This window comes from Ruegeria sp. N11 (assembly GCF_056531525.1).
Map to the genome: position 1 here is coordinate 1 of NZ_JBQFLX010000036.1, position 13,606 is coordinate 13,606.

Genomic DNA, 13,606 nt, shown 5'->3' on the forward strand with positions numbered 1-13,606 from the left:
GGCGACCAGATACGACAGATGCCCGAAGGTCTTCCTCTCCGCCATCGCCCTCGCCGCAACCGTCATTTATTGGTTATGAGTCCTGACCCTAGTCGAACCAAATTCCTAAGACAGTTTAAAGAATTTTTGCTACTGTAGCGTATTGTCATTGCACTCGACTTTGCGCGGAGGCGTTGCTCCATTGAAAAACCCAATAATTAGAACAGCAGTCATTATAAGTTTATTCTATCCTGTTAGTTCAGATGGAGTTGCAGCGCAAACCGCAGAACAAGTTGAAACAGGCAACCGATTAGCGGCAGTTTTAAGGGCCGGCAGAAGCGTGGTTTCGAACAGCCAGGAATTGATCAACGATCCAGATATTACTGACAAAGGCCTTTCCGGCGACGTATTTTATGAGAAAGTAATTGAAGCGTACGTGGCAGCCAATGGAGAACTCCCGCTACATGACGGACTGGACCCATTGGAGCGTAAACTGACGGAAACGCAGCTGAACGCTATGGTCACGGTAATCGACGCAAACCAAGAGTTAATAAACGCAGAGGGAGTGGCGTTCAAAGGATTTATTCCAGCGGTTTTTGCTCGATTGGTAAATGAACAGTTCGCGGATGAAATCGGTACATCTGCCACGGTCAAGGTAACGGCGCCTTCGGAACTTGTGCGCAATCGCATGGCCCGTCCTGACACTTGGGAAAACTCGGTTATCGAGGAAAAGTTCAAGAACTCTTCCTGGGTCGCGGGGCAACCATTTTTCGAAGAAACTGACGCTTCCGGAACACTCGCATTTCGAATGTTGATCCCGGAATATTATTCTGAATCTTGCCTTTCTTGCCACGGATCGCCAGCAGGTGAAACTGACGTGACCGGTTTTCCCAAAGAAGGTGGGCAACTTGGTGATCTTGCCGGCGCAATTAGCATAACGCTTTTTAAATGAAACAAAAATCCGGCGCGAACGATAGTTGGGGATGGGTGTCCAAAAACACTATTCCGGTACGCATCGGATCATTGTCCGCGTTATTGTTGGCCGCTTTGGTTGTTAGCACCATCGTGATGGTCTACGACTTGGCGCGCAACAAGGCCCGAATACAAGATGCAAATACTGAGTTTCACCGACTGGAAGTTGCAGGCCAGGCAGACCGTCATTTTGGGGAAATGAGGTACTGGTTGACGGACCTTTCTGTAAGCTTACTGACCCTGTCGGAACGGCGCGCCAATGAGTCGAGTGCGAAGCTCAACGGCAGCCTCGAACAACTCGCGGCTTTTGCACCCGAATCTGCAGCTTCTGTACAAGAGCAGGCAAATTCCTATCACGAAACTTCTATGCGTGCCGCCGATGCCTACACCGATGGGAACAGGGTGCTGGGAAACAAATTGCTCGCTCAGGCCCGTGTCGCAAGCGACGAAGTCGACAAAACGTTGACACAATTGGTAGAAGACCTGTCTGAACGCGCTGATCAAACCAGAAATGAAGCAACTGTCGCCGCCAGGGCTGCGATGAACCGAGCGATCATCGCATGTATTGTAATTGTGATTTTGGGAGCGCTTCTTACATGGCGTGCTCTGAGGTCGATCGTTGTACCACTGCATGCAATCAACATCGCGATTTCAGGCCTGATCCGCGGTGAACGCGATGTTGCGCTACCGCCTGAAGGCCCTGATGAGCTAGGCCGGATGTCCCAGGCGCTGAGGGCGCTGCGAGACAGTCAGGACAAACGACGCGAATTAGAAGAGGAGGCGCGTGCGCAGCGCAATACCATTCTGACAGCAATTGAAACAATTCCAGATGGATTTGCGCTGTTTGACAACGAAGACCAACTCATACTCTTCAATGATCGGTTCCGCCGCATTTTCACACATGTGGAAGACGTTCTTGTGCCCGGCACGCGGTTGGAAAGCATTTTGCGGCTGCAATTAGAGCGAAAATCAGTTGAAACTAACGATATACCTGACGAAGAATGGATTAGCGAGCGGCTTGCACGACATCACAGACCTGATGGGTATCGCCAGGAAGTTCTATTGGGCGGCGCCTGGATTCAGGTGTCGAAACGCAAGACGCCCGACGGGGGTACGGTCGCTATCTATAGCGACATATCTGATCTAAAGTCTAAACAGGAACAACTTGAAGAAGCCAACGCGCAGGCGATCGCCGCCAGCTCAGCAAAAAGCCAGTTCTTGGCTTCCATGAGTCACGAGTTGCGCACTCCATTGAACGCAATCATCGGCTATAGCGAAATGTTGTCAGAAGATGCGCAGGAAATGGGTTTCGAGACAGCTACCGACGATCTGGAAAAGATCATGGCATCTGGGCGGCACCTGCTGTCGCTTATCAATGACGTTCTGGACCTGTCCAAGATTGAAGCGGGCAAGATGGATATGTACCCAGAACGCTTTGCGCTTAGGCCATTATTGGACGAAGTTGCCTCGACGATCGTGCCACTGGTGAGCAAGAATAGCAACGAACTGGTTCTCTCAATTGATCTGGATGACACTGACGAGATCGAAACCGATAAAACCAAGCTTCGACAAAACCTCTTCAACCTTTTGTCCAACGCTGCAAAGTTCACCGAAAGTGGCAGTATTGAGCTTATCGTCTCTAAACTTCAGAAAAACGGTACGGATTTTTTTCGATTTTCGGTGCGAGATGAAGGTATCGGAATGACTCCGGAACAACGCGACAAGCTTTTTCAGGCATTCGTCCAAGCTGATCAGTCTACCACACGAAATTTCGGAGGCACTGGGCTCGGCCTCGCTATTGCGCAGGAATTTACCCGCATGATGGGCGGAAACATTAAAGTTAGTAGCGAAGAGGGTGTTGGATCAACTTTTTCTTTCGAAATCCCCGCACGTTACGAAGCTGTTTCCGCTTTGGTTAACGATTATAGTGAAGCGTCCACCGAAATTGCTTTGGGCCGTGTGCTGATAGTGGATGACGAAGAAGACGCAAGGAACGCAGTTGCTCAAATCGTGCGTGAGGAAGGATACAGTGTTTTGATAGCACCGAACGCAATGGCTGGCATAGAAATTGCGCGCAAGCAAAGGCCCGACGTCATAATACTAGATGTTATTATGCCTGAACGCGACGGTTGGTCGATGTTGAAGGAACTCAAAGCAGACCCAAAGCTGTGCGAGATACCGGTTGTACTTGCCACGATTGTTGCGGATCGCGACATGGGCCTCGCCTTTGGAGCGATAGAACACCTGATTAAACCGATTGATCCAGCACGGCTTGTCGCAACGCTTGACGCAATCGCCTCTGGACGCAACAAGGACGTTCTGATCGTTGACGACGATATGTCTACACGAAACCTGTTTCGCCGTATATTGACGCGGAATGGCTGGACAGTGCGAGAAGCGGCCGACGGTAAGGGTGCACTTAGCCAATTAAAATCTCAAAGGCCAACACTGATGGTTTTAGACATCATGATGCCAAATGTGGATGGTTTCGATGTTCTTAAAACAGTTCGCGCCACCGATGGACTCGCAGATTTGCCGGTGATCGTAGCAACGTCCAAGGACCTTTCGCGGGACGAACTGGATTGGCTAAAGGCCCATTCAGGGGAAGTCATTCGCAAAGGCGATACGGGTCGAGGCGATCTACTTGCTGCACTAAAGCGCCAACTACAAGATTATTCATAGGTCAGAAAGTTTAAGGTGATGGCGAAGATACTTATTGTAGAAGACAACGATATGAACCTCGACATGCTGTCGCGCCGGCTGCAGAGAAAGGGCTACCAAACCGTGTCCGCTCGCGATGGTCAGGCAGGCGTTGAGCAGGCTCTGTCGGACAAACCGGATCTAATTTTGATGGACATGAGCCTGCCTGTAATCGATGGGTGGGAGGCGACAAGACAGATAAAAGCAAACCCAGACACCCAAGCTATCCCAGTTGTCGCTTTGACGGCCCATGCGATGCAAAGTGATCGCGACAAAGCCATGGATGCGGGTTGCGATGATTTCTATACCAAACCTATTGAACTACCTGGGTTGCTGGAAATCATCGAGAAACTACTGGACAGGTAGCACGGCATGGTTTCAAAGAACCGAAAGGATAAGTTGGCACTAGCCACCCGCATTTCCCAGAACCTCAAGGGTCCGTCGGAGGCGATTGTAGGATTTCATGGCCTTTTGATCGAGGAAGTACGCAGAACTGGGCCACATGCCGCGCTGGACGATCTTCAGAAGATCGGTGTCGCTGCCAGTAACCTTGTTCAGATGGTCGAAGTTTTGGGTAAAGGAGTGCACCAAGTTTCCACCGACAAAGACGCTCAGGCGAAATTAAGGCATGATTTGCGCTCGCCGATCAATGCAATAATTGGCTATTCAGAAATGGTCTTGGATGATTTCGAGGTTGATCTCGAGCCTTCCGCTTGCAGGGACATAAACGCGATCCTGAATGAGGCTCGTAAGCTGGCACTTCAGATAGACAGCACCATCGATGGTTCAGACAATCAGAATAACGCGGAGGACTGCAACAGGGACGAGGAAATGGCAGCTGGCCTTGAACGCAGCCTTACGATCCAGGATGTCAATCGCGAAGTCTTGACTGGCCATATCTTGGTTATTGATGACGAGGCGGCCAATCGCGAAATCCTGACCCGGCTGCTGGAGCGCCAAGGACACAGCGTGCGGTCGGTCGGGTCAGCCAGGGAAACTTACGTGTCACTGAAACGCGAAGGGTTCGACCTTGTTCTGTTGGATATTCTTATGCCAGAGGTGAATGGAATCGAAGTCCTGGAAAGAATGAAAGAAGACCCGTCCTGGCGGGAAATACCCGTGGTCATGGTTTCGGGCCTTAACGAGACGGACGCAATCGCCAAATGCATCAGTGTAGGCGCTGAAGACTATTTGCCAAAACCTATCGACCCAGTGTTGCTGCACGCACGCGTCGATGCCTGTATGGAACGCAGTCGCTGGCGCGCAAAGGAATTAGCATACACGAATGAGATCAAATACGAACGTGACAGGGCCGACACGCTGCTACATTCGATGCTGCCCGCGCCGGTCATAAAACGACTAAACAATGGCGAGACAAACATCGCTGATCGTTTCGCCGGCGCCACCATAATTTTTGCTGATATCGTAGAGTTTACACCGCTAGTGGCCCGCATGGACGCTGGCGATTTAATCCTCGAGCTGTCAAATTTGTTTACTGCTTTTGACGACCTGGCCACCCATCACGGAATCGAGAAAATCAAGACGATTGGTGATGCTTACATGGCGGCATCGGGTATCCCTCTACATCGGGAGGACCATGCCCATGCGGCTGTAAACTTTGCGCGAGATATCCTCGGGACGATGTCTGACAGCGCAATTAGTAGTGCGGGCCTGCAAATCCGCATAGGCATCCATACCGGGCCTGTCATTGCTGGACTGATCGGGCGAAAACGATCAATTTATGATGTTTGGGGTGAAACAGTGAACCTTGCCAGCCGCCTCGAAGCTACAGGCAGGTCGGGTCACATCCACATCTCAGCCCAAACCAAGGACGCGCTGGGTGACCATTTGCCCAAAGCGGAACCGCAAACTCATTTTGTGAAGGGGGTGGGCGAGATAACATCCTACTTCGTAGCTTAACGTACGAGATGAGGCTTTGCACATTGGTCAAATCGGCCGTTTGATAGATGCATTGATATGGGACTTGGCGCTTCAACTCAATTTGCGCTGGAAAAGCGCATGACCGAGTTTCAGAACCTGGCTATGTCCGCATTGGGCTCGGTGCAGGCATTCGCCTGCATATCGCGAGCGACCGCTATGCGGACAAAGCTGCCGTATGCTTCGGGTGAATTGATGGGAACTTAATCGCCGAAGGCGTTCGAACTTTTTTGGGCCTCGGGAAAATAAATTATCCATCTCTAATTGCGGCGGCCGTCAGCGATATTCGCTCCAAGTTAGTAGAGCATTGCTGCACTACGACAGAGCACGGTTCGCTTCTTCTGAGCTGTAGTTTATTGGTAGTCTAAGACGAGCATCCAAATTAAAGGAGCCAGCCAGGCGGAACATTGCTGTCCCTCCTGTCCATCTGATGGACAAAAGTATTTTGTGGCATGCTTATTACCGTGAATTGGGGAAGCAATATCTTCGGGAGAAGATTAGTATGATCACCGCGCTAAGCTACATCGGTATTCGTTCCAACAAGTCAGACGATTGGCGGCAGTTCGCCGGCAATATGCTGGGCATGCAGGTTTTGGATCACGGGGGTCGCAATACGGCGTTTCGGATGGATGATCAGCGCCAGCGGTTAATCATATCAGACGAGCCCGGCGATACTCTGGCCTACATCGGATGGGAGGTTGGCGAGAAGTCTGACCTGGAAAGGCTTGCCACCAAACTGGAGGCGGCGGGGCACAATGTGACCCCAGGGGATCGCGGACTGGCCGATCGCCGCTATGTGACGGAAATCACTACATGTGTCGATCCTGCCGGGAATCGTCTTGAGTTCGTCTGGAAGCCGGAGAAAACAACAGATCCCTTTATCCCGGGTCGACCAATTGAGGGTTTCAAGACCGGCCCATATGGCATGGGGCACGCTGTTTTACATGTGTCCGACGCCGAAGCGCTTGTGCCATTCTATCGCGACGTTCTTGGCTTTCATTTGAGCGACTACGGCTTGAAGCCAATTCCTCTCTACTTCTTTCATGTCAATGGCCGGCATCACAGCTTTGCTATCGTTGGGTCAGGGCAGGCAGGGTTTCATCACTTTATGGTGGAGTACGACAATTTGGACGACGTGGGCCAGGGATATGACCTGGCGCAAATTGGTCTTGCCGAAATCGCTTACACATTAGGGCGGCACACAAATGATTACATGACAAGCTTTTATGCCCATACGCCGTCGGGCTTTTTCGTGGAAAGCGGTTGGGGCGGGAGGATCATCGACCCATCCACCTGGGAGGCATGTGAAACAAATGTCGGGCCCAGCTTTTGGGGCCACGAACGGCTGTACCTGAACGAACAGGAACGCGCCGCCTTTCGGGATAAGCGATTGGCAACCGCAGCCGCGGGGCATCGGGCACCTAACGTTGTGAATTGCCCGTGGCTCTACGGACAAGTCCCCGAGGTCTGAACGATGTATGACGTTGCGATTATCGGGTTTGGTCCTACCGGCGCGACACTTGCCAACCTCCTGACCAAAAGCGGTGTTTCGGTTGTGGTTCTGGATCGCGAAGGCCAGATGTACCATCTGCCCCGCGCCGTGCACTTCGATGACGAAGTGATGCGCGTTTTCCAGACCGTCGGGATAGCTGACGCGCTTTTTAAGCTGGTGCACATCAACCCGGGCATGAAGTTCGTCGATGAAAACAATGAGTTGCTGCTGGACTGGCCAAGACCGCAGAACGTTACGAAACATGGGTGGCACGCAAGCTACAGATTGCATCAGCCTGATCTCGAAACGCTGTTGAGAGCCGAACTGGCGCGTTCCCCGACGGCCACCACGCTGGAACTTCACAACGTAGTAAATCTTGAACCCACAGGGAATGGCGTAGAGTTAACCGCACTGGATAAGACAAACGACTGCAAGTCCACCATTGAAGCTCGATACGTTGTTGGCTGCGACGGGGCCAATTCGTCCGTGCGTCGCTGGATCGGCAGCGAAATGGAAGATCTGGGGTTTGAAGAACGCTGGCTGGTTGTCGATTTGCGTCTCAAACATCCAATGCCAGAGCTTGGCGATCATTCCATTCAATTCTGCGACCCAGACCGACCGATGACTTATTGCCGGGCCCCCGGTATTCGCCGCCGCTGGGAAATCATGGCTTTGGACGGTGAAACCGACGCCGAAATAATGGAACATTCGAGTCTCTGGGATCTGCTATCGCGGTGGATTACGCCTGACGACGCCGAGATTGAGCGCAGTGCTGTCTATACGTTCCGTTCACAGGTCGCGAAAATCTGGCGAAAGGGACCGGTTCTGATTGCCGGAGATGCCGCCCACCTGACGCCACCCTTCATGGGCCAAGGAATGTGCACCGGTATTCGAGACGCCGCGAATTTGGCTTGGAAGCTCGTCAAAGCACTCAATGGCGGCGATGAAGAGATGCTCTTTGACAGCTATCAGGATGAACGACAGCCCCACGCGCGCAGCTATGTTGAAACTGCGGTTCGTCTGGGCGGCCTGATCAACTCGCTTGATCGGGAAAGTGCCCTGCAACTTGCAGACAGTTCGCGTTCAGGTGCCATGCGATCTATTGCGCCCAAGCTTGGTCAGAGCGCACTGTTGCAGGTGCAGACAAACAACCCTTATGTCGGGCGTCCCTTTCCCCAAGTGCACCTTGATACCGACGGACAGCTGCTGGACGATGCTGTTGGACACAAGCACCTTCTTGTCAGCCGCGCCTCAATGCCGGAATGCAGCGATGATGCTGTCGCACTTAATGCGCGTGATCACCCCCAGCTGGACGCCGTGCTCTCAGATATTGGAACAAACGCCGTCTGGGTGCGACCCGACCGGTACGTCGCGGCTGTCGCGGAAACCCTCCTGGAACTTCCAGAACAAGCCCTGTCCCTTTTTAAGCCGAAAAAAACGAAAGATAGATATGAAACTGGCATCACTTAAATCCGGTGGTCGTGATGGATCACTTGTCGTCGTGTCAAAAGACCTTACCAGAATGGCATCTGCGGCATCAGTTGCGCAAACGTTGCAGCAAGCGATCGAAACCTGGGAAAGTTCGGCCAGCGCGCTGAAAAAGATCTCAGACTTGGTCGAACAAAATGAGATCGAGACTATGGCCTATGACGCGGACCAATTGGCCAGTCCGTTGCCGAGATCGTATCAATGGGCTGACGGAAGTGCATATCTCAGCCATATGCGCTTGGTACGCAAAGCCCGCGGTGCTGACATGCCCCCCGGAGCCGAGACCGATCCTCTGATGTATCAGGGGGGCGGCGACTATTTTCTGGCACCGACCGATGACATTCCCTGCATTGACGTGGACTGGGGACTGGACTTTGAGGGCGAGATTGCCGTGGTTACCGATGACGTGCCTATCGGATGTTCTGCCAAGGCGGCGGCTGGCCACATCAAACTGATCATGCTGTGCAATGATGTCTCGTTGCGCAATGTTATGAAACCTGAACTGGCCAAGGGCTTTGGCTTTTATCAGTCAAAACCTGCGAGTGCGTTTTCGCCTGTTTGCGTCACTCCGGATGAATTGGGTGAATACTGGACCGGAGCAAAAGTTACCCTGCCGCTCGAAACTGTGTACAACGGTAAATCCTTTGGCAAGGTTCCCGCTGGTATCGATCTGAATTTTGATTTCGCACAGTTGATTGCACATGCCGCAAAGACCAGAGAATTGCGCGCAGGCACCATCATTGGATCGGGTACGGTGTCGAACACCGATCATGAATGTGTCGGATCGTCCTGCCTTGCCGAAAAGCGGATGATCGAAACCATCGCCAATGGTAAGGCAGAGACACGATTTATGGAGCCTGGGGATACAGTCCGCTTCGAGATGCACGATCCATCTGGCCAGTCCATTTTCGGTGCTATTGACCAAAAGGTCGTCGCCACCTGAGAATGTTTAACAGGACAGTTTGAAGGATAAGGATGGCGGCAGATAACCAACCCAGCGTTCGTGCCTTGTTACGCGGTCTGGACTTGTTACGGTTCGTGAACATTCAGGGTTCGGCTAAGCCTGCCGAAATCGCTGCTGCGATTGGCGTGCCGAGACCAACGGTCTATCGGTTGCTCCACACTCTGGAGGAAGCAGGGTACATTCTAATGTCGGCATCCGACTCCCGGGTTAGAGTATCACCTCGTGCTTCCGGTCTGGGCGGCAACTATGCTGCTCACTCGGACTTGTGCCGTGTCGCAAGCCCGGGCCTTGCAGATTTCACCGACTTACATTCATGGCCGCTCGATCTTTCGGTTTACCGAGATATGCACATGGTCATCGAAGAAACCACGCATTGGCGCAGTTTGTTCTCGATTGATCGGAACATGGCCGGACTATCCTTACCGATACTCAGGTCTTCGGCTGGGCGAGCTTTTCTGGCCTTCTTGCAAGACAAGGAAAGAAGCATCATTCTTGACCTGCTGCGCAACAATAACGACCCCGAAGACGAGCGATTTTTGCTGGAAAGCTGGATTGCCTCTCGCCTCGTTCAATACCGCAAACAAGGATACGCGACGCGTAGTCCACGCACTTTTCGACCCGACACATCAAGTTTGGCGGTTCCAATCATCTGTGAGGATCGTGTCCTTGGATGCCTATCCATCATTTGGATCGCCAGTGCGTTTTCAATGACAGAAGCAATAAACCGTTATGCCGGCCCAATGAAGGACTTGGCCCAGCAGATAGCTGCGCAAATGGCGCAAGGCACACCTGTCCACCAAGCGGACAAAAAGATCTAAAACACAGTAAGCAATTCCACGGAAGCGGTAGGTTTAAGAAAAACTGGGAGGAATCATGAAACATCTCATCAGATCAACGGTGCTGACCATTGGAATTTCGTTGACGGCAGGCGCAGCTTGGGCTGAGGATACTGTTCTTACAATCTCATCATGGGCGCCGCCAACGCATGGCATGAACGCCAAGCTCTGGCCTGAATTTACTAAAATGCTCGAAGAGGCCTCAGATGGTCGTGTGAGCGCAGAGGTGAAATACGGATTGGGGGCGCCGCCAGCGCAGTTCGACCTTATTCTAGACGGGGTGGCCGATGTCACGTGGATTTTTCACGGCTACAATCCCGGGCGCTTTGTGGCATCCAAAATGATCGAACTGCCTGGCTACGAAGGCAATGCCGAGGCCGCATCGGTGGCCTATTGGCGTGCATATGAAGAGTATCTTGCCACGGCAAACGAGCATGACGGGGTAAAGGTTCTTGCAATGATGACCCACGGTCCCGGCATCCTGCATTCCGAAACCAAGGTGACATCGCTGGATGATATATCTGGCATGAAGCTGCGGCTTGGAGGCGGGGTTTCAGGTGACGTGGGCGCAGCGCTCGGTGCTACCGGTATCCGGGTACCAGCACCGAAAGTTTATGAAACATTGGCATCCAAGGCAGCCGATGGTGTCATGATGCCGATGGAGGCCCGCGCGGGCTTCAAGCTGTTTGAGGTTGCCCCGCACAGTTATTCTGTGCCCGGTGGGTTCTATCGCGGCTCGTTTGCAATCGTGATGAATCAGGACAAATACGACAGCCTGTCAGACGAAGATCGTGCTGCTTTGGATACAATAGCAGGCGAAGCGCTTTCTCAGGTGGCCGGGCGCATGTGGGACGAGATTGACCGGATCGGCATCGAAACCATTGACGGCAATGAGGGCAATTCCTGGACGGAAGCCAGCGAAGCTGACGTCGCAGCCTGGAACGAAATGACAGGCCCGATAATCGAAAACGTTCTTGCCGAGGTGTCTGACAAGGGAATCGACGCAGTTGCAGTGCAAGCCTTCATTGCCAAGCAGATGTCGGGCAACTGAACTCAAAAAAGAGATTCTGCGGGCCCAAGCAAAGGGACCGCAGTTTTGCGAGGCAGGCATGGCTTACATTCAGAAACAGAGGCTGCGTAATCCTTGGTACGTTGCTATTCATTTGCCGACATGGATCGCAGCGGGCACTTTATTCGTATTGATGTGCATGACGTTCCTGGACGTAATTTTGCGGAGCGCTTTGGACAATCCAATTGAAAGTGCGACCGAACTGACCCGGCTTTTTATGGCAGTCATCGTATTTTCTGCCTTACCTCTGGTGTCATGGAAAGGTGAGAACATCGTCGTGGACTTGCTTGACCCTTTCTTCAGCGCACGAATGGCCCTGGTGCGTGACAGCCTGATTGATGCGATATGCGGGATCGTTCTGATATGGCCGGCAATTCGGGTTTGGGAACTTGCGGAACGGTCACGTCAATATGGCGACGTTACAGAGTACCTGAAGCTACCACAGTTTTATGTCGGATGGTTTATCGCGATCTTTGTTGGTCTTACCTCAATTGCCTTTCTGGCGCGTAGTGTTGTGCGCCTGTTCCTCAAAAACGAGGCCTCCGAATGACTTTGTCGTTATTGGGGCTGGGGGCGGTCTTAGTACTCGTTTTCTTGCGCATGCCCATTGCAATTGCCATGGGGCTCATTGGCTTTCTTGGATTTATGGAGTTACGCGGGTTTCGCGCGGCTATCTCGATGGTGGGCCGACTGATAATCGACACGGCTCAGGATTATGGTTTGTCGGTGGTACCTCTTTTTATCCTGATGGGCCTCTTTGTGAACAAAGGTGGCCTTTCCAAAGAGCTATATCGCGCGTCCTACGCATTTCTCGGCCATATGCGCGGTGGATTGGCTATGGCGACGATCGTGGCTTGCGCAGGGTTCTCTGCTATCTGCGGTTCTTCACTCGCCACAGCCGCGACAATGTCGAAGGTCGCCATGCCTGAGATGCGAAAATACAAGTATTCAGACAGTTTGGCGACGGCCTCAATCGCGGCGGGCGGCACCTTAGGCATCCTGATACCGCCCTCGGTAATCCTTGTCATCTATGGCCTGTTGACAGAAACAAGCATCGGAAAGCTGTTTATCGCCGGCGTTTTGCCGGGGTTTCTGGGCGTTCTGCTATATCTGGTGGCCGTCCGGTTTTCGGTGGTCCGAGACCCGAATGCTGGACCGGCGGGTGAAAGGGTTTCTTGGAGAGAGCGGCTTTTGTCGCTCAAGGATATCTGGGCGGTGCTCCTGCTGTTCTTCCTGGTGATTGGCGGGCTCTATGGTGTGTTGGATGTCTGGCCCTTCTATATAACGTTTTCTCCGACAGAAGCCGCGGGAATGGGGGCTGCTGGCGCTTTCTTTATCGCCCTATCTCGACGGACCTTGAGTTTTTCATCGGCCATGCAGGTTTTGATTGAAACTGTGCAAACTGCAGCGACTCTGTTTGCGGTTTTGATCGGAGCGTGGATCTTTTCGAACTTCGTCAATCTCGCCGGGTTACCTGAAGCGCTCAGTAACTTCGTTCTATCTCAAGGTTTGTCACCCATTCTGGTCATTGTGTTGATCCTGCTGGTCTACGTTCTTCTCGGATGCGTCTTTGAAAGCCTGTCGATGCTTTTGCTTACGGTACCAATTTTCTTTCCGGTTGTGACCAGCCTCGGATTTGACCCAGTTTGGTTTGGTATTGTCGTCGTCGTTGTCACCGAGATCAGCCTGATCACCCCGCCAGTCGGTTTGAATGTGTTTGTGCTAAAGGGTGTTGTTAAGGATGTCTCCACATCTACAATTTTCAGAGGAGTCACCCCATTCTGGGCAGTAGATATCCTTCGACTCCTGATAATCGTCTTTTTTCCTTGGCTTGTACTTTTTCTACCAAATTCGATGTAGGCCCACCCCTAGTGGCTTGCTTCTGAGTGTGAAACTGCCTTTTCAAGTCGTCCACTTTGGGCTCAATGCGGTCATCCGCCGTACTTGCCATTAACGACCAATTTTGGGGACCAAAACGTTCGTTCGCTGCGGCTGCGCGAATGTCTGCATTGGCTGATAGAACCTATTTCGATTCTGTTATTCGAAACGTCAACTTGTATCTGCCATACGGGCGCTTCTAGGGTCAGGACTCATAGCCAATAGATAACGAGTGCTGCAAGGGCGATTGCTGACAGGAAGACCTTCGGGCACCTGTCGTAGCGGGTTGC

At 52.3% G+C, this 13,606-nt stretch carries 11 protein-coding genes; all 11 read left to right on the forward strand.

Features of this window, described 5'->3' with window-relative positions; translation table 11 throughout:
- Nucleotides 1-181: 181 nt before the first annotated feature.
- Complete coding sequence (locus ACR0J8_RS23050; protein WP_480527615.1) at nucleotides 182-931, forward strand: Tll0287-like domain-containing protein; 750 nt, start codon at nucleotides 182-184, stop codon at nucleotides 929-931.
- Nucleotides 928-3,633 carry a response regulator gene (locus ACR0J8_RS23055; protein ID WP_480892580.1) on the forward strand — a complete coding sequence of 902 codons (2,706 nt, stop codon included), beginning with the start codon at nucleotides 928-930 and terminating at the stop codon, nucleotides 3,631-3,633. Before ACR0J8_RS23050 ends, ACR0J8_RS23055 begins: the two co-directional genes overlap by 4 nt.
- Before the next feature lie 18 nt (nucleotides 3,634-3,651).
- Nucleotides 3,652-4,017: a response regulator gene (locus ACR0J8_RS23060; protein ID WP_480527618.1), complete on the forward strand. Its 366-nt coding sequence runs from the start codon at nucleotides 3,652-3,654 to the stop codon at nucleotides 4,015-4,017.
- A 6-nt stretch (nucleotides 4,018-4,023) separates the two neighbouring features.
- Nucleotides 4,024-5,571: an adenylate/guanylate cyclase domain-containing protein gene (locus tag ACR0J8_RS23065; protein WP_480892583.1), complete on the forward strand. Its 1,548-nt coding sequence runs from the start codon at nucleotides 4,024-4,026 to the stop codon at nucleotides 5,569-5,571.
- Nucleotides 5,572-6,019: 448 nt separating this feature from the next.
- Nucleotides 6,020-7,060, forward strand: a complete 1,041-nt coding sequence (locus ACR0J8_RS23070; RefSeq protein WP_480527622.1) for a VOC family protein — start codon at nucleotides 6,020-6,022, stop codon at nucleotides 7,058-7,060.
- Between the two features lie 3 nt (nucleotides 7,061-7,063).
- Complete coding sequence (gene mhpA, locus ACR0J8_RS23075) at nucleotides 7,064-8,551, forward strand: bifunctional 3-(3-hydroxy-phenyl)propionate/3-hydroxycinnamic acid hydroxylase MhpA (protein ID WP_480527624.1); 1,488 nt, start codon at nucleotides 7,064-7,066, stop codon at nucleotides 8,549-8,551.
- Nucleotides 8,532-9,512 carry a fumarylacetoacetate hydrolase family protein gene (locus ACR0J8_RS23080; RefSeq protein ID WP_480527626.1) on the forward strand — a complete coding sequence of 327 codons (981 nt, stop codon included), beginning with the start codon at nucleotides 8,532-8,534 and terminating at the stop codon, nucleotides 9,510-9,512. Before mhpA ends, ACR0J8_RS23080 begins: the two co-directional genes overlap by 20 nt.
- 32 nt (nucleotides 9,513-9,544) lie before the next feature.
- A complete protein-coding gene (locus ACR0J8_RS23085) occupies nucleotides 9,545-10,351 on the forward strand; it encodes a DNA-binding transcriptional regulator (RefSeq protein ID WP_480527628.1) in 807 nt (268 codons plus the stop codon).
- A gap of 55 nt (nucleotides 10,352-10,406) precedes the next feature.
- Nucleotides 10,407-11,420: a TRAP transporter substrate-binding protein gene (locus tag ACR0J8_RS23090; protein ID WP_480527630.1), complete on the forward strand. Its 1,014-nt coding sequence runs from the start codon at nucleotides 10,407-10,409 to the stop codon at nucleotides 11,418-11,420.
- A 58-nt stretch (nucleotides 11,421-11,478) separates the two neighbouring features.
- Entirely contained in the window at nucleotides 11,479-11,988 is a 510-nt protein-coding gene (locus ACR0J8_RS23095) for a TRAP transporter small permease (RefSeq protein WP_170498579.1), read from the forward strand.
- Nucleotides 11,985-13,298 (forward strand): TRAP transporter large permease, encoded by a 1,314-nt coding sequence (locus tag ACR0J8_RS23100; protein ID WP_480527632.1) that lies wholly within the window; start codon nucleotides 11,985-11,987, stop codon nucleotides 13,296-13,298. Before ACR0J8_RS23095 ends, ACR0J8_RS23100 begins: the two co-directional genes overlap by 4 nt.
- The last annotated feature ends 308 nt before the right edge of the window (nucleotides 13,299-13,606 follow it).